Below are 24149 nucleotides of genomic sequence, written 5' to 3'. Positions count from 1 at the left end.
CCTTAGTTCTTCTCGGTGAGGACGCGCTTGGCCCAGCGGTAGTCGGCCTTGCCCGACGGCGAGCGGACGACCTCGTCCGCGAAGGCGACCGCGGCGGGGACCTTGTATCCGGCGAGGTGCTCGCGGCAGTGCGCCCGCAGCTCCTCGACCGTCGCGGACGCGCCGGGCCGCAGCTCGACGACGGCGGCGACGCGCTCGCCGAACCGCTCGTCCGGGACGCCGGCGACGAGCACGTCCATGACGGCCGGGTGCGACTTGAGGGCCTGCTCGACCTCCTCGGGGAAGACCTTCTCCCCGCCGGTGTTGACGCAGCCGGAGCCGCGGCCGAGGACGACGACCGTGCCGTCCGCCTCGACCCGCGCCATGTCGCCGAGGACCGACCAGCGCGTCCCGTCCACGACGGGGAACGTCCGCGCCGTCTTCTCCGGGTCGTTGTGGTAGCCGAGCGGGACGTGCCCGGACCGCGCGACGTACCCGACCTCGTCCGAGCCGGGCGCGACCGGCTTCATGTCCGCGTCGACGACGGTGACGCGCGGGTCGGCGGCGAGCCGCATCAGCCCGTCGTCGCCGACGCTGATGTCGCCGTCGACGCCCGACTCGGACGCGCCGAACCCGTTGTTGATGTGGATGTCCGGGATCAGCTCGGCGAACTCGTCCTGCACGCTGCGGGACAGGATCGCGCCGCCCGACCCGAGCACCTTGAACGACGACAGGTCGTACCCGGCGCCGTGCGCGCGGATCGCGTCGGCGAGCGGGCGCGCGATCGCGTCCCCGACCACCGCGACGATCATCGGCTTCTCGCGGTCGATGGTGCGGAGCGCGTCCAGCGCGTCGAAGCGCCGCATGAGGATCGTCTTGGACCCGGTGAACAGCGCCATGAGCAGCGTGTAGGACGCGGCGCCGTGCATCAGCGGCATCGTCAGCAGGAAGCTGAGCTCGAACCCGTTCTCGGCCGCGTCCGCCAGCTCTTCCGCGCTGAGGCGCGGGTCGCCGTAGGGGTTGCCGCCCTTCACGGCGGCCATGTAGAAGTCCTCGTGCCGCCAGACGACGCCCTTGGGCAGCCCGGTGGTGCCGCCCGTGTAGAGCACGTAGTGGTCGTCGGCGCTGCGGCCCTCGCGGAGGGACGGGCCGGCCTCGCCCGGCTCCGAGGTGTAGTCCGCGACGCTGACGCGGGACGGCCAGGACGGCTCCTCGGCTGTCGCCTCCCCCGTCCGCAGGACGACGGCGTGCCGCAGCGCGGGGCAGTCGGCCGCGACCCGCGCGGCGGCGGGGGCGAACTCCTCGTCCACGACGAGGGCCGCGAGCCCGGCGTCGGTGTAGAGGTGGAGCAGCTCCCGGTCGGTGTACCGGTAGTTGATGTTGACCGGGACGGCGCGCGCCTTCAGGCAGCCGAGCAGCGTCTCGGCGTACTCGAGGCCGTTCAGCATGTGGAGGCCCACGTGCTCGCCGGGCGCGACGCCCGCCGACCGCAGCCGGTGCGCGACCGCGTCCGCCCGGACGTCGAGGCCGGCGAAGGTCAGCGCGCGGTCGCCGCAGACGAGGGCGGTGCGGTCCGGAACGGCCGCCGCCACCGCCTCGTAGAGCGTCGCCAGATTCAACGTCATGGCGGCAAGACTAGAATTCGTTCTGATGCTGGGGCAACGGCCGTCCCACTGAGCGGTCTACGCCGCTCGCTCCCAGTACCGGGACCCGCTCAGCGGGACAGAACCACGGGCAGAAGTAGAATTCGTACTAGTCTCCGAGCCGCAACCGAACACACCGACCCGGAGGTTCCGATGAACGCCGACCTCTCCCTGGCGGGCCGCACCGCCATCGTCACCGGCGCGGGCGCCGGGCTCGGCCGCGCCGAGGCCCTCGCGCTGGCCGCGCAGGGCGCCAACGTCGTCGTGAACGACATGGGCCCGGCCGCCGACGACGTCGTCGCCGAGATCAAGAAGGCCGGCGGCGGGGCCGTCGCCGTGAAGGGCGACGTCGGCGACTGGTCGCTGGGCGACACGCTCGTGTCGGCGGCCGTCGACACGTTCGGCTCGCTGGACGTCCTCGTGAACAACGCGGGCGTGCTGCGCGACAAGATGCTGTTCAACCTGTCCGAATCGGACTGGGACGACGTCATCCACGTCCACCTGAAGGGGCACGCGTCGGTGTCCCGCGCCGCCGCCGTGCACTGGCGCGCCGCGAGCAAGGCCGCCGGCGGACCCGTCTACGGACGCGTGATCAACACCTCGTCGGAGGCGTTCCTGTTCGGGTCGGCGGGCCAGCCGAACTACTCCGCCGCCAAGGCCGGCATCGTGGCGCTGACGCTGTCGACGTCCGCCGGGCTCGGCCGCTACGGGGTGCGCGCCAACGCGATCTGCCCCCGCGCCCGCACCGCGATGACCGAGGCGACGTTCAACGAGGGCACCGCCCCCGGCGGGCTCGACGTCATGGCGCCCGAGCGGGTCGGGACGTTCGTCGGCTACCTGGCCGCCCCCGCCGCCGAGAAGATCTCCGGGCAGGTGTTCGTCGTCTACGGCGACATGGTCGCGCTGATGGCCGCGCCGACCGTCGAGCAGAAGTTCACCGCGGCCGAGGGCGTGTTCTCCGTCGAGGAGTTCGGCGCGCAGGTCACCCCGTACTTCGCGGACCGCGACGCCCACAAGACCTACGCCGCCTACAGCGTCGCCGCGCTCGACGACACCGGCACCAGCAAGTACTGACCCGAGACCCGCCGATGGCCGCCCGCGGCGCGAGGGGCGGCCATCGGCGTTCCATCAGAAGTCGGCCGGGCCGCGCAGGGTGGCCTCGGCGCCGCCGTCGAGGTAGATGACCTGGCCGGTCATGTGGGTGTTGGCCGGGGAGACCAGCCAGCGCAGCGCGTCCGCGATCACCTCGGGGCCGGCGAAGCCGTTCAGCGGCATCGGGACGGCCTCCTTCATGATCTGCAGCATCCCCTCGTCCTCGAACAGCGGGGCGCTCATCGGGGTCTTGACGACGCCCGGCGCGATCGCGTTCAGCGGGATGCCGGCGCCCGCCCACTCGGGGGTGACGCAGACGCGGCGCATCCACTGGGCGAGCGCCGACTTCGAGGACGGGTACAGCCGGCCGCCGGCGCCGCTCTCCTCCACCTTCGTCGCCGCCGCGATCGCCGCGGGCTCGTCGCCGTCCAGGCAGGCGCGGACGGTGTCGTCGTCCACCGGGTGGGTGCCGGAGATCGAGCCGACCACGGCGGCGCGCGGCGCCTCGGCCGCGGCGAGGGCGGGACGCAGGCCCTCCAGCAGGCCGACGACGCCGAAGAAGTTCACCTTGACCGGCATGATCGTGAAGTCGGAGACGCCGGCGCAGGCCACGACGGCGTCCAGCCGGCCGCCCGCCTCCTCCAGCGTCGCCGCGACCGCGCTCGCCCGGCCCTCGGGGACGCTGAGGTCGGCGCGGACGTCGGCGTCGCGCAGGTCGATCCCGATGACCCGGTCGCCCTGCTCGCGGAGCTGCCCGGCGAGGGCCGCGCCGATGCCGGACGCGCTGCCGGTGACGGCGATGGTGCGTGCCATGTGCTCTCTCTCCTAGGTGTGGGCGCCGCCGTCGACGCGGAGGTCGGCGCCGGTGAAGTAGGCGCCGTCGGACGACGCGGCGAACGCGATCGCCGCGGCGATCATCTCCGGATCGGCCGCGCCGTAGTACGACCGGATCTTGGAGAAGTAGTTCAGGTCGAGGCCGGCCGGGAACATGTCGGCCTTCCTGGTCAGCGGGGTGTCGACGGCGCCCGGCGAGATCGGCACGACGCGGATGCGGCGGGCCGCCAGCTCGGCGGCGAGGCTGAGCGAGAACGCCAGGACCGCGCCCTTGGACGCCGAGTACGCCGTCATGTACGGGTTGCCCTGCGTCGCCGACAGCGAGGCCGTGTTGACGATCACGCCGGTGCGGTCGGGCAGGTGCTTGAGCGACTCGCGGCAGAACAGGGCGGTCCCGACGAGGTTGACGGAGAACAGCCGGTTCAGGTCGTCCACGGTCAGGGTCTCGATCGGGGTGGTCTTGTGGACGCCCGCCACGTTCACCAGGACGTCGATGCCGCCGAGCGTGTCGGCCGCGTCCGCCGTGGCGGCGATCACGGCGGCCTCGTCGGTCACGTCGACCGGCCGGGTCGCGACGGTGCCGGGCCCGGTGACCGCCGCGGCCGTCTCGGCGAGGCCCTGCTCGGAGATGTCCACCGCGTAGACCGCGGCGCCCTCGGTGGCCAGGCGGATCGCGGTGGCCCGCCCGATACCGGACGCCGCCCCCGTGAGCAGCACCTTCACGCCGTCAAAGCGATTCATGGGCGCACGCTAGCCGCGGCCCCGGGTCGTCCGCCGAGGCCGTCCCGATCACTGGGAGGCCCGCTCCGCGTTCGAGCGGGGCGCCAGCAGGAGGCGGCAGGCCAGCCGGATGTCGCTCTCCACGTCCGCCATGGACGCGCGGCCGTTCAGGCTCGACTGGAGCACCCCGTACCAGCACTGCATCAGCAGCCGGACGAGCGTCACGTCCTGCGCGGTCGGGACGTCGATGCCCACGGCGCGCAGCAGGATCTCGCGGAAGGTGTTGTCGATGTGGACCGTGTCGGCGACCGTCGCGACGTGCGCGGTGTTGGACGCGTGCAGCATGGACGCCGACAGGACGGGCTGCGACATCAGGTTGCGGCTGGCCCGCACCAGCAGGTCGGCGACGGCGTCCTCCGGCTCGATGCCGGGCGCGGGCTCGCTGACCTGCTCGCGGAGCCGGTCGACCTGCGCCGCCATGACCGCGGTGAACAGGTGCACCTTCGACGGGAAGTACCGGTACAGGGTGCCGATCGCGACCCCGGCCGCCTTCGCCACCTCGTGCATCTGGACGCGTTCGAGGGACTTCTCCGTGCCGATGCGCGCCGCGGCCCGGAGAATGCGCTGCCGCCGGTCGTGCTGCTCGGGTGAGCTGGGCTCGGCGGACATCCTCGCCGCTGCGATCCTCGCCACGGTCCTCCCTCCGGGTGCGCCGGTGTGCTGACTAGGAACAATATCCGGGGTCGCGGCCGTGCCCGCGATCGGCGATACCGGTCAGTGGGACGGGGGGTCCCGCCGCCGCCCGGCCCGCGCTTACGGTGTGCGCGCGCTGAGATCGGGAGGGGATGTCACGTGGGAAATGCCCGGTGGGACGACGAATACGACGTGATCGTGGCCGGCTCGGGGGCCGGCGCCATGGCGGGCGCGCTCGCCGCGGCGGCGGACGGGCTGCGGACCGTCGTCCTGGAGAAGACGCCGGTGCTCGGCGGGACGTCGGCCTACTCGGGGTCGGCGATCTGGCTGCCGGGCACGCGGGTGCAGGAGCGGGCCGGGCTCGGCGACTCGGCCGAGGCGGCGCGCACCTACCTGCGGGCGCTGCTCGGCGACGAGAACGAGGCGCACCGGGAGGCGTTCCTGGCGACCGCGCCCGAACTGGTGGACTTCCTGGAGAACGACCCGGCGCTCGACTTCACGTTCCAGGCGTTCCCCGACTACTTCGACGCCCCCGGCCGCATGGACATGGGGCGTTCGTTCGTCCCGCTGGAGCTGCCGGTCGAGCAGCTCGGGGACCTGGCCGGGCTGGTGCGCCCGCCGGTCGACCGCGACCGGGCGGGGCGCGGGCACTCGGCGTCCAAGCCGATGGCGCAGGGGCGGGCGCTGATCGGGCGGCTGCTGCTGGCGTTCACCGCGACCGGCCGCGGCTCCGTCCGCACCGAGACCCCGCTGACCGGCCTGATCGTCGAGGACGGCCGGGTCGTGGGCGTCGAGGCCGGCGGGCTGCGGCTGCGGGCGCGGCGCGGTGTGCTGCTGGCCGCCGGCGGGTTCGAGGCGTCGGCCGAGCTGCGCGCCGCGCGCGGCGTGCCGGGCGGCGCGGACTGGACGATGGCCCCGGACGGCGCGAACACCGGCGACGCGATCGAGGCGGCCGTGAAGATCGGCGCGTCCACCGGCCTGCTCGACCAGGCGTGGTTCTGCCCCGGCCTGCGCACCGCCGACGGGCGCCCCGCGTTCACGCTCGGCTTCCGGGGCGGCCTCATCGTGGACGGCTCCGGGCGCCGCTTCGCCAACGAGTCGCTCCCCTACGACCAGATGGGCCGGAAGATGGCCGCGGCCGAGGGCCCCTTCCACCTGGTCTTCGACGCCCGCTCCGGCGGGCTCCCGGCGATCTCCGTCCCGCCGCTGGCGCCGGACGAGCAGCTGGCGTCCGGCCAGTGGGTCCAGGCCGGAACGCTGGAGGAACTGGCCGGGAGGATCGGCCTCCCCTCCGACGTCCTGACCGAGACGGTCGAACGCTTCAACGGGTTCGCCGAGAAGGGCGCGGACGGCGACTTCCACCGCGGCGAGGACCCCTACGACCGGTACTTCTCCGGCGGCAGGGCGTGCGTCGTCGCGCTCGACCGGGCCCCGTACTTCGCGGCGGAGGTCGTCCTCAGCGACCTCGGGACGAAGGGCGGGCTGCGCACCGACCCCGACGGCCGCGTCCTCGACGGCTCCGGCGGCCCCATCCCCGGCCTCTACGCCGCGGGCAACACCAGTGCCTCGTTCACCGGGCCCGTCTACCCGGGTCCGGGCGTTCCGATCGGGTCGGCGATGGCGTTCGCCTACCGCGCCGTCCAGGACATCAAGAGGAGCAGCACGTGAGATCGATGGGAAGGGTCGCCGTCGCGGCCGTCACCTGCGCGGCGGCGGCCGGGCTCGCCGCCGTCCCGGCGCAGGCCGCCCCGGCGCACCCCGGCGAGGCGCAGCGCGGCAGGCTGATCGACAGCCGTCCGCTGACGAACCTGGCGGCGCTGCCGAGCGCGTCCGCCAACAGGTTCGTCACCTACGCGTCCGAGGGCGTCGGCGGAAAGCCGATCACCGTGACCGGGACCGTCGCCGTCCCGGAGGGCAAGGCCCCGCGCGGCGGCTGGCCCGTGCTGAGCTGGGCGCACGGGACGACCGGGACCGCCGACAGGTGCGCCCCGTCCGCCGACGCCGCCGGAGGCCCGGTCCGCGACTACCTGTCGATCACCGAGGCGTACCTGGACAAGTGGGTGTCGAACGGCTTCGCCGTCGTCCAGACCGACTACGAGGGCCTCGGCACGCCCGGCGGGCATCCGTACATGAACGGGGCCAGCGAGGCGAACACCCTCGTCGACATCGTCCGCGCCGCCCGCAAGGCCGACCACCGCATCGGGCGCGACTGGTTCGTCGCGGGCCACAGCCAGGGCGGCCAGGCGACGCTGTACACGGCGGCGGCGAACCAGAAGCCCCGCGACCTCCGCCTGAAGGGCGCCGTGGCGATCGCGCCCGGCTCGAACATGAGCCAGACCGCGCAGTACGTCAAGGCGCAGTACCCGGGTGCCGAGATCGCGCTGCCGTTCCTGTTCGTCCTGCTCAACGGCGCGCACGCCGCCGACCCGACGTTCCTGCCCGAGGACCTCCTGACCGACGACGCCGCCGCAGTCGCCAAGGCCGGCCGGACGGACGCCTGCCTCCTCCAGCTCAAGCGGCTCAGCGCGAACCTGCCGCTGACCAACGTGTTCCGCCCCGGCGCCGACCTGACCCGCTTCGAGAACTACTACGACTCGCAGGAGGCGCTCGGCCTGGACATCAAGGTCCCGACGCTGGTCGCCCAGGGCACCGCCGACCGCGAGGTCTCCCCCGCCGCGACGCAGAACATCGTGAACGACCTCTGCAAGCGCTACGGCGCCATCGCCTACCGCACGTTCGACGGCGCCGACCACCGAGGCAGCATCAACGCCTCCTTCGAGGCCGGCCTGCAATTCGCCCAGTCCCTCCGCGACAACGAGACCCCGCCCACCACCTGCTGATCCGCCGGAACCGCGTTCGTCAGGGGGTCTTCGGATGCGGGACGTCCGCCGGCCTGTCGGGTGCCGTACCAGCGGGTTCGGTGTGTGAGAGTGCGGCGAGGAGTTGCAGCTTCTCGTCGGTGTCGCTGCCCTTGTCGGGGTAGTAGACGACGAGGATGACGTCGTCGATGGGGAGTTTGTCGCGGTGGAGCCGTAGTTCACCGACGACGGGGTGGTCGACGGCGCTGGTACCCCCGTCGAGGTCGCGGACGTCGTGCCGGGCCCACAGTGTGCGGAACCGCTGACTGGACAGCGCGAGTTCTCCGACCAGTTCGACGAACCGGGGGTTGTCGACGTCGTCCCCGATGGTGGTGCGGAGAGCGGCGACGAAGTCGGCGGCGGAGTTCGCCCAGTCCTGTTGGAAGGCTTGTTCCTCGGGGTCGAGGAAGAAGGAACGGAGCCGGTTCTGGCCGGGCCGCAGGCGCGGGGAGAACGCGACGGCCATCGGGTTGGAGGCCAGGACGTCGAAGGCGCGGCCTTCGACGAACGCGGGGATCGGAAGGTGGGCGAGGAGCTGGTGCGCCCGTGCCGGTACGCGCTCGGGGCGCTTGCGGCGCGGCGCCCTCGCGCGGACCGCCGCGAGGCCGAGCAGATACGTCCGTTCGACGTCGTCGAGCCGCAGGACGCGCGCGAGTGATTCGAGCACCTGGAGTGAGGGGTTCCGGTCGCGGCCCCGTTCCAGGCGCAGGTAGTAGTCGGGGCTGATCCCCGCGAGCAGCGCGACCTCCTCACGGCGCAGGCCGGGGACGCGGCGGTGGCCGCCGGGCGGGAGCCCCGCCTGCGCCGGGGAGATCAGCTCGCGTCGCGCGCGCAGGTAGCCGCCGAGCCGGTTGCCGGATTCCTCGTCCTTCATGACAACACCGTAAGCCGGTGCGCGCGCCTCAGCGGGGGCCCTGGCAGGACCAGGGAACAGGAGGGCTCTGCCACCCGCGGCGAACGCCGTCAAGACTTGCGGCAGCACTGTTCGAGAAGGACAGCGAGCCCCGCAGAAGGGAAGACGTCATGGATCTCTCCAACCGCACCGTCCTCGTCGTCGGCGGAACCTCCGGCATCGGACGGGAGCTGGCCCGCCGGTTCGCCGCGGCGGGCAGCACCGTGGCCGTCGGCGGCCGCAGCGCGGAGGCACTCGCGGAACTCGCCGGAGAAGGCTTCGGCACCTTCGGCATCGACGTCACCGACGGCGCCTCCGTCGCACGTGCCCGCGACGCCGTCCTCGCCCGGTATCCCGAGCTGGACACCGTGGTGACGATGCCGGGCGTCATGCTCCTGGAGGACCTGCGCGATCCCGCGCACTTCGAGGCGGCGGAGACGACGATCGACACCAACCTGGTCGGCACCATCCGCGTCATCGACGCCTTCACCCCGCACCTGGTCCGGCGCGGCGCCGGCACCTTCATCACCGTCACCTCCGGCATCGCCTTCCTGCCGTTCCCGCCCATGCCCGCCTACGCCGCCTCGAAGGCCGCGGTGCACGCCTACTCCGAGGCCCTGCGCGCACAACTCGACGGGACCGGCGTCGGCGTCGCCGAACTCGTCCCCCCGGCCGTCGCCACGGCGGGCCAGGAGAAGGTGAACCCGCACGCGCTGCCGCTCGACGACTTCGCCACCGAGGTCATGCGGCTGCTGTCAGCGGACCCCACTCCCCGCGAGATCCTCGTGAAGGGGGTCCTCATGCACCGCTGGGCCGAGCGCGACGGCACCTACGACGACCTCGTCGCACAGCGCACCAAGGCCCTGACCATGCTCCCCGGCCGCGAAGGCTGACCCGCGCGGCGGGTCAGACGAGGTTGTCCTCGACCTTGAGGCCGAAGATGCCGCGTCCCCACATGGACAGGGCGTGTTCGACGTCGTTGGCCACGTGGACGCTGCCGGCGTGGGCGTCGCGCCAGGCGCGCTCGATGACGTTGCCGCGGTGGAGGGAGTTGCCGCCCGCGGTCTTGAAGAGGATGTCGATCGCCTCGATGGCGCGCTCGGTGCCGCGGACCTGGTCGCGGCGGGCGCGCAGGCGCAGCTCCATCGGGATCTTCTCGTTGCGGGCCGCGAACTCGTGGATCTCCCGGACGTTCCGATCCGTCTGCAGGATCGCGGCGTCGATCTCGGACGCGGCGCGGGCGACGGCGACCTGGGCGTGCGGGTCCTCGACGAAGCGGCCGCCGCCGAGGCTGAGGCGGATGCGGTCGCGCATCCTCGTCACGTACCGCTCGTGGCAGCCGGCGGCCATGCCGATGACGCTGGCCGTGACGGTGCCCGTGAAGATCGTGCCGAACGGCATGCGGTAGAGGGGGCCGGTGTTGACCTTGCGGCCCGGGTTGCGGAGCTGGGCCTGCTCGAAGTTGCGCATGGCCCGGTGGGACGGGACGAACGCCCCGTCCACGACGATGTCGTCGCTGGCGGTGCCGCGCAGGCCCATCGAGTCCCAGACCCGGCGGATCTCGTAGTCCTCGGCGGGGACGAGCACCGTCATGAAGTCGACCGGGCGGCCCTCCGCGCCGACGACCAGCGCGCCCAGCAGGGCCCACGACGCGAACTCGACGCCGGACGAGAACGACCAGTGGCCGCTGAGCTCGTAGCCGCCCTCGACCGGGGTGAGCCGGCCGATGGGCGAGTAGGACGAGGAGATCAGCGTGTCGGGGCCGGCGCCCCACACCTCCTGCTGCGCCTCGTCCGCGAACAGGCCGAGGTGCCAGGAGTGGACGCCGAGGATCGCGGCGACCCAGCCGGTCGAGCCGCAGGCGCCGGAGACCGCCCGGACGACCTCGTAGAAGGCGACCGGGTCGTCCTCGGCGCCGCCGTACCGGGCGGGCTGCAGCATCCGGAACACGCCGGCGGCGGTCAGCTCGCGGATCGTCTCCGCGGGGATGGCCCCCTTCTCGTCGACGGACCGGGCCCGCTCGGCGATGCCCGGCAGCAGCCCGCGCACGGCTTCCAGGACCTCGTTGCTCATCCCTGCTCCCGTCTTCCCTGATACGGCACTTGCAGGAGACCATGCTGCCGTGTCGCCGCGGGACCGCGCGTCCCGGCCACCGGGACTCGCCGGTCGGGACGGTGACCTGCGACCTAACGTTTGAATCACGCCATCCGTCTCCGAAGGGATGATCTACGTGACCGCAACCGAGTCGGACGCCGTCCGCGCCATCGAGGCGGAGGCGATCGCCCGCCGTTTCGCCCGGGGATGGCACTGCCTCGGCCTGGCCGAGAAGTACCGGGACGGCAAGCCCCACACGATCCACGCGTTCGGGCAGAAGCTCGTGGTCTTCACCGGTGCGGACGGGAAGACGAACGTCCTGGACGGCTACTGCCGGCACATGGGCGGCGACCTCTCCCAGGGCACCGTCAAGGGCAACGAGATCGCCTGCCCGTTCCACGACTGGCGCTGGGGCGGCGACGGGCGCTGCAAGCAGATCCCGTACTCGCGCCGCGTCCCGCTGCGCGCCCGGACCGCCTCGTGGCCGACGATGGAGCAGGACAAGCTGCTGTTCGTCTGGAACGACCCGGAGGGCAAGCAGCCCCCCGCGGACGTGACGATCCCGGTGATCGAGGGCGCGACCCGCGACGACTGGACCGACTGGCGCTGGACGGAGCAGGTGGTCCACACCAACGCCCGCGAGGTCATCGACAACGTCGTCGACATGGCGCACTTCTTCTACATCCACCAGTCGTTCCCGACGTTCTTCAAGAACATCTTCGAGAAGCAGACCGCCACGCAGATCATGAAGGGCGTGACCCGCGAGGACTCCCGCCGGCAGCGCGAGGGGAGCGGCGGCGGGGGCGGGCCGCGGATGCTGGGCAACACCTCCGTCGCGTCCTACCACGGCCCCTCGTTCATGATCGACGAGCTGACGTACCACTACGACGGGTACGACCTGAACTCGGTGCTGATCAACTGCCACTACCCGATCGACGAGAACTCGTTCTCGCTGCACTCGGGGATCATCGTGCAGCACAGCGACAAGCTGCCGGCGGAGGCGGCCGAGGCGACGGCGCAGAAGCTGTCGCAGTTCATCCTGCTCGGCTTCCAGCAGGACGTCGAGATCTGGAAGAACAAGACCCGCATCGACAACCCGCTGCTGTGCGAGGAGGACGGGCCCGTCTACCAGCTGCGCCGCTGGTACCAGCAGTTCTACGTGGACGTCGCCGACGTGCAGCCGGAGATGACCGACCGGTTCGAGTTCGAGATCGACACGACGCGTCCGGTGGAGTCGTGGAAGAAGGAGGTCGAGGAGAACCTCGCCCGCCTGGACGCCGCGGAGACCCCGGCGTGACGTCCCGTCAGGACGAACGCCTCCTGGACGGCCCGCTGCTCCCGGTCGCCTGCCGCCGCTGCGCCGCCCGGGTGCTGGTGCGCAAGTCGAGCTGGGAGCAGACGAGCATCCAGTGGAACGCCGAGGCCAGGGCCGCGTGCGTGGGCATCGAGCACCCGCACGACACCTGCCCGGCGCTGCGCTCGGCGATCCAGGAGGCGGCGCTGACCGGCGCCATCAAGGTGGTCGAGTGAGCGGGCGGCTGGCGGGGCGGGTCGCGGTCGTGACCGGCGCGGGCGACGGCATCGGACGCGGCGTCGCCCGCCGCTTCGCCGCCGAGGGCGCCCGCGTCCTGGTGGCGGAGCTGAACGAGGAGACCGGCGCGAAGACCGCCGCCGAGATCGGGGAGAGCGCCCGGTTCGTCCAGGTGGACGTGACGGACCGGGCCCAGGTCCGCGCCATGGTCGCGACGGCCGTGGAGACGTGGGGCTCGGTGGACGTCCTGGTCAACAACGCCTGGGGCGCCGGGACGGTCGGCCGCGTCGAGACGAAGACCGACGAGCAGCTCGCCCGCGGGTTCGCCATGGGCTACTACGGCCCGCTGTGGGCGATGCAGGCGGCGTTCCCCCACATGAAGGCGGCGGGGTGGGGGCGCGTCATCAACATGTGCTCGCTGAACGGGGTCAACGCCCACATGGGGACCCTGGAGTACAACTCGGCCAAGGAGGCGCTGCGGACGCTGACCCGCACGGCCGCCCGCGAATGGGCGCCGACCGGGGTCGTCGTCAACGCGATCTGCCCCGGCGCCAAGAGCGCGGCGTTCCGGCGGATGGCGGCGGAGCATCCGGAGATCGAGGCCGCCGCCGACCGCGCCAACCCGATGGGCCGCCTCGGCGACCCGGAGACCGACATCGCGCCGGTGGCGGTGTTCCTCGCTTCCGAGGACGCCCGCTACCTGACCGGCAACACCCTGTTCGCGGACGGCGGCTCGCACATCAACGGCGTCGCCTGGACCCCGGACCTGGACGGAGAACAATGATCGACGAGTACGGCCCGTGGGCCGTCATCGCGGGCGGCTCGGAAGGGGTCGGCGCCGCGTTCGCGCACCGCCTCGCCGACGCGGGCCTCAACCTGGTGCTGATCGCCCGCAAGCCCGGCCCGCTGGCGGAGACGGCGGAGGCCGTCCGGGCGAAGGGCGTGGAGGTCCGGACGGTGGAGCTGGACCTCATCTCCCCCGACCCGCTGAAGAAGGTCCGCGAGGTCACCGACGGCCTGGACGTCGGGCTGCTGATCTTCAACGCGGGCGCGAACAGCTACGGCCACGAGTTCGTCTCCGGCGACCTGGACCGCTTCCAGGGCGTCATCGACCTCAACATCACCGCGCAGCTCGCGTTCACGCACCACTTCGGCGCGCTGATGAAGGAGCGCGGCCGGGGCGGCCTGCTGCTGGTCGGGTCGCTCGCCGGGTACATGGGGCAGGCGCAGATCAGCATCTACTCGGCGGTGAAGGCGTTCGGCCGCGTGTTCGCCGAGGGCCTGTGGCTGGAGATGCGCGAGCACGGGGTGGACGTCCTCGAACTCGTCCTCGGCGTGACGCGGACCCCGGCGATGGAACGTGCCGGCCTCAACATGGACATGCCTGGCCTGAACGTCGCCGAACCGGACGACATCGCCCGCGAGGGGCTGGAGCATCTGAAGGACGGCCCGGTCTGGGTCGCGGGCGGCAACTACGAGGCGGCGCAGAAGCGGGCCGGCTTCCCCCGCGACCGGAAGGTCCTGGGCGCCCATCAGGCCATGAAGCGGATGCTCCCGGACCCGTCCTGACCCCGCCCGCGTGCCCGGCTCGGCTCCGTCCTCCTCCCGCGCGGCTTGACCTCAAGCAAAGTCGAGGTCTTAGCGTCTCCCTTGATCGACGATGAAGGGGGAACCACCATGCGTGTTGCGGGATTCACTGAGCCGGGCGGGCCCGAGGTGCTGCGGATCCTGGACGTCCCGAAGCCGGAGACCGGCCCCGGCGACGTCAGGGTCCGGGTCGTGGCGGCCGGGGTGCAGCCGTTCGACCTGGCCGTCCGGGAGGGATGGTCGCCGCCGGGGACGCCGGAGGGCTTTCCGCGCGTCCCCGGCAACGAGTTCGCGGGCGTCGTGGACGAGGTGGGCGCGGGCGTCACCGCCGTCCGGCCGGGAGACGAGGTGCTGGGCAACTGCCGCCTCAACGCCTACGCCGAGTACGTCGTCGTCCCGGCGGAGGCGCTCGCCGCCAAGCCCGCGGGCATGCCGTGGGACGTGGCGGGCGGCTTCCCGGCCGCCGTCATGACCCCGCACATCGCCCTGGCGGAGATGGGCGTCGGGCCGGGCGACACGCTGCTCGTCCACGCCGCGGCGGGCGCGGTCGGGACGGTGGCCGTGCAGCTCGCCCGCATCGCCGGCGCGGCGGTCATCGGCACCGCGAGCGAGGCCAACCACGACTACCTGCGCTCGATCGGCGCGGAGCCCGTCGCCTACGGGGACGGCCTGGAGGACCGCGTGCGGGCCCTCGCCCCGGACGGCGTCGACGCCGCGCTCGACGGCGCCGGCGGCCACGCCCTGGACGTGTCGCTCGCCCTCGTCAAGGACCGCGACCGCGTCATCACACTGGTCGACCACCACCGCGCCGCCGCGCTCGGCGTCCGCACCACCCCGGACAAGCGCTCGGCGTCCAGGGTCGCCGAGGCCGCCCGCTTCTACGGCGAGGGCCGCCTGCGCGTCCACGTCCGTGCCGCGTTCCCGCTGGAACGCGCGGCCGACGCCCACCGCGAGGTCGCCACCGGCCACGGCCGGGGCAAGGTGGTCCTCCTGACCTGAGCGGGACGGGTCAGACGATGCGGGTGCAGAGGGTGCGGCTGCCGAGGTCCCAGGAGACCCTCCGGCCGCCGGACGGGCAGGCGCCGCTGGTGTACGCGGTGACCCGGAGGACGACGTCGTGGCCGCCCGGAGCGGCGTCCCCGCACGGCCACGAGGTCATCAGGTCGCCGTTGCTGACGGAGACCGTGTTCTCCTCCTCGTCCTCCGTGGCCAGGAAGCACTCGCCCGGACGGAACTGCCTGCGCACGCAGAGGACGATCTCGTTCCCCTCCTCGCCATGGCTCCACCACAGTTCCCCGTCCAGGTCGCCGGGGCTCCCGTTCCTGCAGTCGGCGGTGTCGTCGGCCACCTTGTAGACCTTCAGGTAGGCGTCCGAGCGCCCGCAGCCGACCGCGCGCGGCTTGCCCCTGCTCCAGTCGCCGGACTCGTCCTGGTGGGCGTCCAGGCAGTCGCCGGCGGAGATCCTCTGGAACGCCTTGCGCGTGGGGTCGGGGGTGGGAGTGGGGCTGGCGGTGTCGGACTCCTGCGGCACGGGCGTCGGGGTGGGGGGCGTCGTCCGGGGAGTGGTGACCTGGGCTGCGGCGTCGGGGGCGGACGGCGGCTCCCCGCCGTTCCCGATGGCCCAGACGGCGAAGGCGACCAGCAGGACGCCCGCCACCGCGGCGGCGGCCGCGATCATCGGGGCCTTCGGCCGTCCCGGCGGGGCGCCCCGCGGGGCCAGCACCTCGGTCTCCGCCACCCGGGTGGCGATCATCGTGGTGACGGAGTCCGGCAGCGGGGCGCCCTCGACCAGCGCGGAGCAGCGTTCGAGGAACACCTCGGGGCCCGGACGGTCGTCCGGGTCCTTCGCCAGGCCGGACTCGATCAGCGGGAGCAGCGACTCCGGCACGCCGGTCAGGTCGGGCTCCTCGTTGACGACGCGGTAGCCGAGGGCCTCGATCGGGCCCTCCCCGAACGGCCGCCGGCCCGTCGCGGCGAAGGCCAGCACGGCGGCCAGGCAGAACACGTCGCTCGCCGGCCCGACCTCGCGGCCCCGGAGCTGCTCGGGCGACATGAACCCGGGCGTGCCGACCACGGTGGCGCGGGTGGTCTGCGAGGTGGCGTCGAGCGCGCGGGCGATGCCGAAGTCGATGATGCGGGGCCCGTCCTGCGCGAGCAGCACGTTGCCCGGCTTGAGGTCGCGGTGGACGACGCCCCGCTCGTGGATCGCCATCAGCCCCTCGGCCAGCCCGGCGCCGAGCCCCGCGACCGCCTCCTCGGAGAACGCGCCGTGCTCGGCGACGGCCTCGTGCAGCGACGGCCCCGCGATGTACTCGGTCACGAGCCAGGGCGGATCGGCGTCGGCGCGGGCGTCCACCACCTGCACGGTGTGGATGCCCCCGACGCGCCGCACCGCCGCGACCTCCAGCTCGAACCGCCGCCGGAACTGCGCGTCCTCGGCGAGGTACGGGTGGATCACCTTGACCGCGACGGGCCGTCCGCCCTTCGAGCGCCCCAGGTAGACGCGCCCCATCCCGCCCGCCCCGAGCCGCGCCAGCAGCCGGTACCCGCCGACCCGCCTCGGATCGCCCGCCTGCAGCGGCCTCAGTTTCTCCCTGGACACCCGCACGCCCTCCCTTGATCAGAAACGACCTTTCCACAGGAACGGGCCAGGTGTCTGCGGCACCAGACGCCTGCCCGCGCCCCAGGAACGTCCGCCGAGCAACCACCCGGCCCGGCCGCGTGCGTCCCCGGCGAGATCTGCGGCCACGAGCAGAGTGCCCGAACCGCCACACTCCGTTACAGGATGCGGCACAATCAACACCCGTGCGGGACCGAGACCAGAACACTCTGCAAGGCGACTTCGGCGAAGCCTGGCTGGAAGCGGTCGCCGCCGGGTGCGGTCTCCTCCATGGCCGGCCGACCACGGTCGACCTCCAGAAGGCGGATGTGCAACTCGTGTATCCGGGGACTGATCTGGGGACCTACTATCCGACGGTGAACGTGCAGGTCAAGACCACTATCGGACTGAGACAGCTGACGTCCGGCGACTTCGGTCACGATCTAGATCTTGAAACGTACGATGCGCTCCGGCGTACCGACCATGCCGTTGGTAGGGTCCTTGCCGTAATCGGCGTTCCCGGGGAAGGTGAGAACGTGCGCCTTCACGGCGAAGGAACGCTCCTATGCGGTCGCGGAGCATGGATCTCACTTGAGGGCATGGCCCCCTCAAAGAATACGACAAGTCAGGCGATTCGCCTTCCCGCCGCGAATACCCTGGATCGACCAGGGTTGCACAGAATGCTCAAAACACACGGAATTCGGCGCTCGACTCCCGTTCCTTCCATCAATGTCTGGGAGCAGCCGTGAGCCGTTCGAACCCTGCCGCCGGACGAGGGGTCGCCAGAATTCCGGACCTTGCGGCGCTCACGTCCTACCTTACGAACTCCGGTTGGACTGTGGAAGATACCGACGGTCGGACCACCATGTGGCGGCCGCGACGCACAGGTTCACATGACCCGGGTGCACATGACCCGATCCGCGTCGTACTGCCGACAAGCCAGCATGTCCAGGGCTACGACGATCGCATATCCGAAGCCCTTGACGCGCTCTCCTTCGTCGAGCAGCGGCTCCCGAAAGAGATAGCCGATGACATCAGCTTCGGCGGCGCGGACAACGTCGCCGTGCGGCTGACTCCGGATGCTCCTGCGGGCGAGGCACCACTGCTGCTGGCCTATTCCGCGATTTCCGCGCTCAAGAACTTCGTCGTCGCCTCTGCGGCCGCCCTGGACTCCCCCTCACTGGTCCTCCCTCCGAGACGGCCGCAGCGTGCTGAGGCGTATTCCTCCCAGGCGAGGCTGTCCACCCAGTCCGGGAGCTTCATACTGTCGCTGGCCCTGCCTCTGGCGGACATATATTCGGACGAGTCAGGTGACTCGACGCCGCCCGGGCAGGACGCACTGGTCGAGGTTCCGCCACAACCTTTCGGACGGAAGGTGACGAACCGGATGCTGACGGCCACCCGTAAGGCCCGGCAGTTGGCGGAGGAAGTCGGCGAGGGAATCCGGCCGCTCTCCTCCTTCGGCGATTTCACCCCGGACGCCCCCAACGCCACGGAACTCGCGGCATTGAGCTCCTTGGGCGGCCCGGAACATGACATCTATCAGATACGTTTCGCTAAGACTCCATTGTCCGGCGGAGCCGCAGAGCCCGCGCTCCTACGGGTCACCCCCGGGCAGCAGCGAATTCTCGGCGAGGCCGCGGATTATCTACGGACCAGGCAGCCCAGGGCCGGAGTCACGGTCACCGGCCTGATCGTCCGGCTGTTCCGCGAAGGCGGCTTCGGGCAGGGAGAGGCGGTCATCCAGGGCGTGGCCGACGATTCTGGTGAAGCCCGTAGATACCGGGTCGAGCTTGGTGAAATCGACTACAACGAAGCCGTAAGGGCGCACGCACACGGGCTCCATGCCACCGCCACAGGAGACCTGGACATCAGAGGCACTAGGCGGTCTCTTCGAAGGTTGACGTCCTTCGCCGTCATCCCGGGTCTTGACGACGAATCCTGACGTTCGCGCCGTGATCCGGGCGACGCGGGGGTGCTCAGGTGGGTTCGTAGGTGCCGTTGCGGTGTTCGTAGACGGGGTCGGCGGTGTCGCGGGCCGTTTCGCGGAGGGCGCGTTTGACGACCTTGTTGGTGGGGGTGCGGGGCAGGGCGTCCACTATGCGGACGTAGCGGGGCGTCCACTTCGTGCCCAGGTCGGGCTGGGCCTTCAGGAACGCCGCGAAGGACGCCGGGTCGAACGTGCCGCCCTCGGCCAGGGTCACGGCCGCCATCACCTGGTCGCCCACGTGTTCGTCGGGGACGGCGTAGACGGCGACGTCCGTGAAGGGCTCGTAGCGGGACAGGAGGCGTTCCACCGGGGCGGTGGCGAAGTTCTCGCCGTCCACGCGCAGCCAGTCGTCGTCGCGGCCGGCGAAGTACCAGAAGCCGTCGGCGTCGCGGTAGGCGAGGTCGCCCGACCACGTCCAGCCGTTGCGGACGCGTTTCGCCGTCGCCTCGGGGTTGTTGTAGTAGCCCTCGAACTTTCCGGCGCCCTTCGTGTCCACGATCTCGCCGATGGCCTCCTCCGCGTTGAGGAGCGTGCCGTTCTCGTCGAACTCGGCGCGGGGGCATTCCTTGAGCGTGTCCGGGTCGATGACCAGGGTGCCCGCTTCGGCGACGCCGAGGGAACCCGACGGCGTTCCGGGGACGCGGTTCAGCCGGATCTCGCCCTCGCTGGAGCCGTAGGAGTCGATGACCGTGCAGCCGAAGCGGCGGGCGAACTCGGCGATGTCGCGCTCGTTCGCCTCGTTGCCGAAGGCGATGCGGAGGGTGTTGTCGGCGTCGTCCCGCTCCTCCGGGGTGGCGAGGATGTAGTTGAGGGGCTTGCCGACGTAGTTGAAGAACGTGACGCCGTGGCGGCGGACGTCGGGCAGGAAGCCCGAGGCCGAGAACTTCCGGCGGAGGACGATGCGGCCGCCCGTCGCGACGGCGGGTGCGATCCCCGCCATCAGGGCGTTCGAGTGGAACATCGGCATGACGACGTAGAACACGTCGTCGCGGGTGAGGCCGCGCCGGTCGCGCTGCTGGACGGCGATGCGCCCCAGCCTGCCCTGCGTGCAGACGACCGCCTTCGGGGCCGAGGTCGTGCCCGAGGTGAAGACCAGGGAGAAGACCGTGTCCGGGCCGACGGGGGCGGCGGGCGGGGCCGCGGCGGCGGCCAGCCGGTCGCGGTACCCGGGGGTGTCGGCGGTCAGGACCGGGACGTCCGCCAGCCCGTCGAGCAGCGGGGCGCGGGACGTCTCGGTGACCAGCAGCGCGCAGTCGGTGTGGGCGATGTCGCGGGCGAGTTCGGCGCCCCGGCGGGTCGGGTTCAGCTCGACGGCGGGGATCCCGGCGAGCGCGAGGCCCAGCAGCCAGAACAGGTGCTCGGGGCCGTTCTCCAGGAACAGGCCGACGTGGCCGCGCGGGTCGCCGGCGAGCCCGGCGCGGCGCCGGGACTCCGCGACCACCTGGCGCCAGGTCCAGGACGCGTCCTCGAAGTTCAGGCCCGTGCGGTCGTCGTCGGCGCGGGCCGCGACCAGCTCCGCGAAGGCGGCCTCATGGGCCGGACGGTCGTCGCCCAGCACGGCGGTCCTCTCCTGTTCCACGGTCACCACGGTGGTCACCGCGAGCCCGGACCATGATCCACAATCCCACTGAGCGGGACCGGTGACCTCGGATCCGGACCGCACTGTTTACCTCATTCCGGCCCGACATAAAGGCGGAGGGGGATCGTGAGGACGTTTGCGAAGAGCCGCCGTGCCGCCGGGCTCCTCACCGTCGCGGTGCTGGCGACGGCGTGCGCGTGGCCGGGCGACGGCGGCCGGGAGAGGCGCGGGCCTGGCGGTCGCTTGCGGAGATGGAGGACGCGCGGTCCCGGGTCTGGGCGCGGCAGGGGCGAGTGCGGGACGCGGGCCTGTCCGCCGGACGGGCGCAGGCGTACCGGGCGGCGGCCGGCCTGCTTGAGGACGTGCTGATCGACTCGCTCGGCCCGTGGGACGAGTACGAGCGCCAGGTGGGCGGGGGGTGACCTCGCCGGCTAGGCGCGGTGGGGGCGGTTCGTCCAGCCCTGGTCGTCGGCGCGGACGAACCAGCCGGACGCGGCGAGGGTGCCGCCGTCCACCGGGATGGTGTGGCCGGTGACGAAGCGGGCGTCGTCGGACGCCAGGAACGCGACGACGGCGGCGTAGTCGTCGGGTTCGCCGAAGCGGGCCAGCGGGACCCAGGTGTGCTCCAGGCCCTCGTCGTAGCCGCGCCGCATCCACTCGACGGGGGTCTGCTCGGTGTTGGCGAGGTCGGGGGCGATCGCGTTGACGCGGACGCCGTGCCGGCCCACCGCGACGGCGAGGCTGCGGGTGAACGCCGACACGCCCGCGTTGAACGCCGCGTACACCGGGTGCTGCGGGATGCCGCGGAACGCCTCGACCGTCGAGTTGTTGACGATGCTTCCGGAGCGCCGCTCGACCATGCCGGGGAGCAGCGCGTGGGTGAGCTTGAAGACGTGCAGCAGGTTCAGCTCGTAGAGGCGCTGCCACTGGGCGGGCGTGCTGTCCTGGAAGGACGGGGCGGCGGGGCGGAAGTCGCCGACGTTGTTCACCAGGACGTCCACGCGGCCCGGTACCGCCGCCGCCACGTTCGCGATCGTCTCGTCCTCGACGATGTCGCCGACGACGGTGACGCAGCGGCCTCCGGCCTTCTCGATGCCGGCGCGTGCGCGGTCGGCGGCGTCCGCGTCGATGTCGTTGAGGATCACCAGGTCTCCGGCGGCGGCCAGGCGGCGGGAGACCGCCCCGCCGATGCCGAGCGCGCCGCCCGTGACGACGCTGACCCGCGGGGTCTCACTCACCGCGCCACCGCCGGACGGGACGGGTCTCGATCGAGTCGATGCGCTGCTCGCGCCGGGCGATCCGCCACGTCCGGCCGTCCAGGCGGTAGGTGTCGGTGTAGCGGCAGTGCCAGACCAGGTCGGACACCGTGCCGTCCTCGCGCGAGGTCAGGTGGTGCGCCACGCAGGCGATCTCGCCGGTGGCCGTGCCGGGCTCGGGCCCGGCGTCGAACACCTGGCCCGCGAGGGCGTGGAACGTTTCGGGGATGTCGTTCAGCACCGACAGCGTCGCGGTGATCTCCGCACGTCCGGTGAAGGTGCGCACCGGGTCGAGGTCGGCGGGGGCGTCGGGCAGGACGAGCGCCGCGTCCCCGGTGAACAGGGCCGCCATCGCGTCGATCTCGCGGCGGTCCGCGTGGAGCGCGTACCGGGCGACCAGATCGCCGAGGGCGATCTGGTCCGCGACTTCCAGCGTCATGAAAGGCCCAGGCGCTCGGCGCAGGCCGACAGCTCGTCCCGGGCCTCGTTCAGGTCCGTGGTCGGGTTGCCGCGCAGGACGAGGCGGCCCGCGCCGAGCGCGCCGAGCTTCCCGGCCTTCTCCGGCGTGACGGCCGCCAGCGAGTGGCCGAGCGTCAGTTCGAGGGCGTCCGGGTCGCGGTCGCTCTTCTCGGCCTCTTCCCGCATCAGCGCGACGAGCGCCTTGAGCTCGTCGCCGGCGACGCCGAGCGGCTGGAGGCCGTCGCCGTAGCGGCCGGCGCGGCGCGCGGCGGCCTTGGTGTGCCCGCCGACGTGGATCGGCACGCCGCCCGCCTGGACGGGCTTCGGGTAGCTCATCGCACCCTTGAACTGGAAGAACTCACCGTCGTGGGTCGCGCCCTCGGGGGCGGTGTCGGCCCACAGCTCGCGGAGCACCTGGAGCTGCTCGTCGGCGCGGCGGCCGCGCGAGTCGAAGTCGGCGCCGCACGCCTCGACCTCCTCGCGCATCCAGCCCATGCCGACGACCAGCCGCAGCCGTCCGCCGGACAGCGCGTCGATCGTGGCGAGCCGCTTGGCGAGCACGACCGGGTGGTGGTTCGGGAGGACGAGCACGCCGGTGGCGAGCCCGATCCGGGACGTCTGCCCGGCGAGGAAGGCGAGCAGGTCCAGCGGGTCGGGGATGTCCAGGTCGTCGGCCAGCTCCATCTTCCCGGACGTGTCGTACGGGTAGACGCTGGAGTAGGCGCTCGCCACCACCGCGTGCTCCACCGCGCCGACCGACTCGAAGCCGCAGGCTTCGGCGTGCCGGACGTACGCGCCGATCCATGACGGATCGGCGGTGACGCCCGCTGCGACGGGGAGCAGGACGGCGTACTTCATTCAGATACCTCTCAGTTCGAAGATGCGGCGGCGGCCCGTCCGGCGCGGCGGCCGAAGAAGGTGCCGTCGCCGAGGGACGTTCCGCTGATGTAGCCCTCGCCGTGGATGCCGGCGGCCGTGCGTCCCGCGGCGTACAGGCCGGGGATCGGCTCGCCGGAGTGGTTGCGGACCTCGCCGTCCACGGTGGTGTCCAGGCCGCCGAGGGTGAATCCGGCGGCGCCCGTCCCGGCGCCGTGCCTGCCCGCGTCGAAGAACCCGTGGGCCGGGTCGATCGCCGCGAACGGCCCCTTCAGGGGGCGCAGCCACTTGGGGTCCTTGTGGAAGTAGGGGTCCTCGCCCCGCTCCGCGAACCGGTTGTAGGTCTCGACGGTCGCCTCCAGCGAGCCGGGCGGCAGGCCGAGGGACTCCTCCAGCTCGCTGAGGGTCTCCGCCGCGTGCTTCGGGCGGACGCCCCACATGTCGGCCTCGGCGATCTCGTCGTGCCCGGTCTCGTCGATGATCGCCCAGTAGGGGCCGGGCTGGTGCTGGACGGCCTGGTGGCTGAACAGGCCCGGGTAGACGTCCTCGTTGATGAAGCGGCGGCCGAGGCCGTCCACGAGCATGCCCCGGCAGATGACGGCGGGGTTGGCGGTGAGCGCGATCTCCACCGCCGCCATGCGGCGCGTGGCGGCGCCGAGCGCGGTCGCCATCCGGATGCCGGACCCGTCGCTGGTGCCGTCGCTGACCTTGTCGTGCCCGAGCAGCACCGGGGCGTGGTCGGCGAGCATCTCCTCGTTGTCGACGAACCCGCCGGAGGCGAGGACGACGCCCTTGCGCGCCCGGTAGGTCACCGTGTCGGCGAACCTGCGCGCGACGACGCCCGCGACGCGGCCGGCGCCGTCCACGACGAGGTTCGTGGCGTAGGTGTCCTGGTGAGTGACGGCGCCCGCGTCGGCGACGGCCGCGATCAGCTTCTCCATGAGGATCCCGCCGGCGAACATCGGGGTCTCCGGGCGGTGCCCGCGCGGCGCGGGCCGGGCGATCGTGTTGTACGGCCAGGCGTTCTCGCCGAGCCACATCAGGCCGTCCTCGGTGTACGGCATCCAGCCCGGCGCGTCGAACAGGCTCTCCTTGAACGGGACGCCGCGCGCGCGGAACCACTCGAAGTGCTCCACGCTCCCGTCGCAGTACAGCCGCAGCTTCTCCGCGTCGGCGTGCGGGCCGAGCGCCGCCTTGAGGAAGGCGAACATGTCGTCCGGCGTGTCGTCGAAGCCGCACGCCTTCTGCACCCGCGTGCCGCCGCCGAGGTACAGCTCCCCGCCCGACTGGGCGGACGTCCCGCCGGGGCCGCTCGACCGCTCCAGGACGAGCACGTCGGCGCCCGCCGCCGCGGCCTCGTACGCCGCTGCGGCGCCGGCCGCGCCGAAGCCGACCACCAGCACGTCGCACTCGTGGTCGAACTCCACCTCCGCGGCGCCGGCCGGCTCCACCGAGGGCTTCGCCATC

General features: G+C 72.3%; 24 protein-coding genes. 12 read left to right on the top strand and 12 right to left on the bottom strand.

Annotated features, from left to right (window positions below):
• Positions 1-2: 2 nt before the first annotated feature.
• Positions 3-1604, bottom strand: coding sequence for an acyl-CoA synthetase (locus ACA511_RS10720; protein WP_375023949.1), 1602 nt, complete (start codon positions 1602-1604; stop codon positions 3-5).
• A 171-nt stretch (positions 1605-1775) separates the two neighbouring features.
• On the opposite strand from ACA511_RS10720, the gene ACA511_RS10715 reads away from it, so the two are divergent.
• A complete protein-coding gene (locus ACA511_RS10715; RefSeq protein WP_375023948.1) occupies positions 1776-2696 on the top strand; it encodes an SDR family NAD(P)-dependent oxidoreductase in 921 nt (306 codons plus the stop codon).
• A 54-nt stretch (positions 2697-2750) separates the two neighbouring features.
• Here the strand turns inward: ACA511_RS10715 and ACA511_RS10710 are convergent, their stop codons facing one another.
• Genes ACA511_RS10710 through ACA511_RS10700 form a run of 3 tightly spaced genes read right to left on the bottom strand, consistent with a single transcriptional unit; the run spans position 2751 to position 4961 of the window.
• Positions 2751-3527, bottom strand: a complete 777-nt coding sequence (locus ACA511_RS10710; RefSeq protein ID WP_375023947.1) for an SDR family oxidoreductase — start codon at positions 3525-3527, stop codon at positions 2751-2753.
• Positions 3528-3539: 12 nt separating this feature from the next.
• A complete protein-coding gene (locus ACA511_RS10705) occupies positions 3540-4289 on the bottom strand; it encodes an SDR family NAD(P)-dependent oxidoreductase (protein ID WP_375023946.1) in 750 nt (249 codons plus the stop codon).
• 48 nt (positions 4290-4337) lie between these two features.
• Positions 4338-4961, bottom strand: coding sequence for a TetR family transcriptional regulator (locus ACA511_RS10700; protein WP_375023945.1), 624 nt, complete (start codon positions 4959-4961; stop codon positions 4338-4340).
• A 159-nt stretch (positions 4962-5120) separates the two neighbouring features.
• On the opposite strand from ACA511_RS10700, the gene ACA511_RS10695 reads away from it, so the two are divergent.
• Both ACA511_RS10695 and ACA511_RS10690 read left to right on the top strand, forming a co-directional pair.
• Entirely contained in the window at positions 5121-6629 is a 1509-nt protein-coding gene (locus ACA511_RS10695; RefSeq protein WP_375023944.1) for an FAD-dependent oxidoreductase, read from the top strand.
• 5 nt (positions 6630-6634) lie between these two features.
• Positions 6635-7801 (top strand): alpha/beta hydrolase family protein, encoded by a 1167-nt coding sequence (locus ACA511_RS10690; RefSeq protein ID WP_375024726.1) that lies wholly within the window; start codon positions 6635-6637, stop codon positions 7799-7801.
• Between the two features lie 19 nt (positions 7802-7820).
• Here the strand turns inward: ACA511_RS10690 and ACA511_RS10685 are convergent, their stop codons facing one another.
• Positions 7821-8693, bottom strand: a complete 873-nt coding sequence (locus ACA511_RS10685) for a helix-turn-helix transcriptional regulator (RefSeq protein ID WP_375023943.1) — start codon at positions 8691-8693, stop codon at positions 7821-7823.
• A gap of 149 nt (positions 8694-8842) precedes the next feature.
• Here ACA511_RS10685 and ACA511_RS10680 point away from each other — a divergent pair, with 149 nt between their 5' ends.
• A complete protein-coding gene (locus ACA511_RS10680; RefSeq protein ID WP_375023942.1) occupies positions 8843-9604 on the top strand; it encodes an SDR family oxidoreductase in 762 nt (253 codons plus the stop codon).
• 13 nt (positions 9605-9617) lie between these two features.
• Here ACA511_RS10680 and hsaA read toward each other — a convergent pair whose 3' ends face one another.
• Positions 9618-10784: a 3-hydroxy-9,10-secoandrosta-1,3,5(10)-triene-9,17-dione monooxygenase oxygenase subunit gene (hsaA, locus tag ACA511_RS10675; RefSeq protein WP_375023941.1), complete on the bottom strand. Its 1167-nt coding sequence runs from the start codon at positions 10782-10784 to the stop codon at positions 9618-9620.
• Positions 10785-10932: 148 nt separating this feature from the next.
• Between hsaA and ACA511_RS10670 the strand changes: the two genes are divergently transcribed.
• From ACA511_RS10670 to ACA511_RS10650, 5 genes are all read left to right on the top strand, one after another.
• Entirely contained in the window at positions 10933-12102 is a 1170-nt protein-coding gene (locus ACA511_RS10670) for a Rieske 2Fe-2S domain-containing protein (RefSeq protein ID WP_375023940.1), read from the top strand.
• Positions 12099-12335 (top strand): ferredoxin, encoded by a 237-nt coding sequence (locus ACA511_RS10665; RefSeq protein WP_375023938.1) that lies wholly within the window; start codon positions 12099-12101, stop codon positions 12333-12335. Before ACA511_RS10670 ends, ACA511_RS10665 begins: the two co-directional genes overlap by 4 nt.
• The gene (locus ACA511_RS10660; RefSeq protein WP_375023937.1) at positions 12332-13120 is read left to right on the top strand and encodes an SDR family NAD(P)-dependent oxidoreductase; all 789 of its coding nucleotides are present in this window, start codon (positions 12332-12334) and stop codon (positions 13118-13120) included. Before ACA511_RS10665 ends, ACA511_RS10660 begins: the two co-directional genes overlap by 4 nt.
• A complete protein-coding gene (locus ACA511_RS10655; protein WP_375023936.1) occupies positions 13117-13905 on the top strand; it encodes an SDR family NAD(P)-dependent oxidoreductase in 789 nt (262 codons plus the stop codon). The genes ACA511_RS10660 and ACA511_RS10655 overlap by 4 nt, the downstream gene beginning before the upstream one ends.
• Positions 13906-14013: 108 nt before the next feature.
• Positions 14014-14922, top strand: a complete 909-nt coding sequence (locus ACA511_RS10650; RefSeq protein WP_375023935.1) for an NADP-dependent oxidoreductase — start codon at positions 14014-14016, stop codon at positions 14920-14922.
• 10 nt (positions 14923-14932) lie between these two features.
• On the opposite strand, the gene ACA511_RS10645 is transcribed toward ACA511_RS10650, so the two are convergent.
• Complete coding sequence (locus ACA511_RS10645) at positions 14933-16525, bottom strand: serine/threonine-protein kinase (RefSeq protein ID WP_375023933.1); 1593 nt, start codon at positions 16523-16525, stop codon at positions 14933-14935.
• Between the two features lie 203 nt (positions 16526-16728).
• Between ACA511_RS10645 and ACA511_RS10640 the strand changes: the two genes are divergently transcribed.
• A complete protein-coding gene (locus ACA511_RS10640) occupies positions 16729-17271 on the top strand; it encodes a DUF4365 domain-containing protein (protein WP_375023932.1) in 543 nt (180 codons plus the stop codon).
• Positions 17268-18467 (top strand): hypothetical protein, encoded by a 1200-nt coding sequence (locus ACA511_RS10635; protein WP_375023931.1) that lies wholly within the window; start codon positions 17268-17270, stop codon positions 18465-18467. The genes ACA511_RS10640 and ACA511_RS10635 overlap by 4 nt, the downstream gene beginning before the upstream one ends.
• Positions 18468-18501: 34 nt before the next feature.
• Here ACA511_RS10635 and ACA511_RS10630 read toward each other — a convergent pair whose 3' ends face one another.
• A complete protein-coding gene (locus tag ACA511_RS10630; protein WP_375023930.1) occupies positions 18502-20091 on the bottom strand; it encodes an AMP-binding protein in 1590 nt (529 codons plus the stop codon).
• A gap of 251 nt (positions 20092-20342) precedes the next feature.
• On the opposite strand from ACA511_RS10630, the gene ACA511_RS10625 reads away from it, so the two are divergent.
• Complete coding sequence (locus ACA511_RS10625) at positions 20343-20513, top strand: hypothetical protein (protein ID WP_375023929.1); 171 nt, start codon at positions 20343-20345, stop codon at positions 20511-20513.
• 9 nt (positions 20514-20522) lie between these two features.
• Here ACA511_RS10625 and ACA511_RS10620 read toward each other — a convergent pair whose 3' ends face one another.
• From ACA511_RS10620 to ACA511_RS10605, 4 genes are read right to left on the bottom strand one after another with little or no spacing between them, the layout of a single operon-like run.
• A complete protein-coding gene (locus ACA511_RS10620; RefSeq protein WP_375023928.1) occupies positions 20523-21329 on the bottom strand; it encodes an SDR family NAD(P)-dependent oxidoreductase in 807 nt (268 codons plus the stop codon).
• On the bottom strand, positions 21322-21786 hold the full coding sequence (locus ACA511_RS10615; protein WP_375023927.1) for a nuclear transport factor 2 family protein: 465 nt from the start codon (positions 21784-21786) through the stop codon (positions 21322-21324). Before ACA511_RS10615 ends, ACA511_RS10620 begins: the two co-directional genes overlap by 8 nt.
• Positions 21783-22664 carry an LLM class F420-dependent oxidoreductase gene (locus tag ACA511_RS10610; protein WP_375023926.1) on the bottom strand — a complete coding sequence of 294 codons (882 nt, stop codon included), beginning with the start codon at positions 22662-22664 and terminating at the stop codon, positions 21783-21785. Before ACA511_RS10610 ends, ACA511_RS10615 begins: the two co-directional genes overlap by 4 nt.
• Positions 22665-22675: 11 nt before the next feature.
• Entirely contained in the window at positions 22676-24148 is a 1473-nt protein-coding gene (locus ACA511_RS10605; RefSeq protein WP_375023925.1) for an FAD-dependent oxidoreductase, read from the bottom strand.
• Position 24149: the final 1 nt, after the last annotated feature.

Origin of the sequence: Actinomadura sp. GTD37, assembly GCF_041951365.1 — a bacterium.
Classification (GTDB): Bacteria; Actinomycetota; Actinomycetes; order Streptosporangiales; family Streptosporangiaceae; genus Spirillospora.
Note: the sequence above shows the minus strand (reverse complement) of the source record. Positions and strands in the feature narration are given on the sequence as shown.

What these genes read in the sequence shown, in the direction of transcription:
- ACA511_RS10720 (WP_375023949.1), bottom strand. Translation starts at nt 1,604, where the DNA reads ATGACGTTGAATCTGGCGACGCTCTACGAGGCGGTGGCGGCGGCCGTT.
- ACA511_RS10715 (WP_375023948.1), top strand. Translation starts at nt 1,776, where the DNA reads ATGAACGCCGACCTCTCCCTGGCGGGCCGCACCGCCATCGTCACCGGC.
- ACA511_RS10710 (WP_375023947.1), bottom strand. Translation starts at nt 3,527, where the DNA reads ATGGCACGCACCATCGCCGTCACCGGCAGCGCGTCCGGCATCGGCGCG.
- ACA511_RS10705 (WP_375023946.1), bottom strand. Translation starts at nt 4,289, where the DNA reads ATGAATCGCTTTGACGGCGTGAAGGTGCTGCTCACGGGGGCGGCGTCC.
- ACA511_RS10690 (WP_375024726.1), top strand. Translation starts at nt 6,635, where the DNA reads ATGGGAAGGGTCGCCGTCGCGGCCGTCACCTGCGCGGCGGCGGCCGGG.
- ACA511_RS10685 (WP_375023943.1), bottom strand. Translation starts at nt 8,693, where the DNA reads ATGAAGGACGAGGAATCCGGCAACCGGCTCGGCGGCTACCTGCGCGCG.
- ACA511_RS10680 (WP_375023942.1), top strand. Translation starts at nt 8,843, where the DNA reads ATGGATCTCTCCAACCGCACCGTCCTCGTCGTCGGCGGAACCTCCGGC.
- hsaA (WP_375023941.1), bottom strand. Translation starts at nt 10,784, where the DNA reads ATGAGCAACGAGGTCCTGGAAGCCGTGCGCGGGCTGCTGCCGGGCATC.
- ACA511_RS10670 (WP_375023940.1), top strand. Translation starts at nt 10,933, where the DNA reads ATGATCTACGTGACCGCAACCGAGTCGGACGCCGTCCGCGCCATCGAG.
- ACA511_RS10655 (WP_375023936.1), top strand. Translation starts at nt 13,117, where the DNA reads ATGATCGACGAGTACGGCCCGTGGGCCGTCATCGCGGGCGGCTCGGAA.
- ACA511_RS10650 (WP_375023935.1), top strand. Translation starts at nt 14,014, where the DNA reads ATGCGTGTTGCGGGATTCACTGAGCCGGGCGGGCCCGAGGTGCTGCGG.
- ACA511_RS10625 (WP_375023929.1), top strand. Translation starts at nt 20,343, where the DNA reads ATGGAGGACGCGCGGTCCCGGGTCTGGGCGCGGCAGGGGCGAGTGCGG.
- ACA511_RS10615 (WP_375023927.1), bottom strand. Translation starts at nt 21,786, where the DNA reads ATGACGCTGGAAGTCGCGGACCAGATCGCCCTCGGCGATCTGGTCGCC.
- ACA511_RS10610 (WP_375023926.1), bottom strand. Translation starts at nt 22,664, where the DNA reads ATGAAGTACGCCGTCCTGCTCCCCGTCGCAGCGGGCGTCACCGCCGAT.
- ACA511_RS10605 (WP_375023925.1), bottom strand. Translation starts at nt 24,148, where the DNA reads ATGGCGAAGCCCTCGGTGGAGCCGGCCGGCGCCGCGGAGGTGGAGTTC.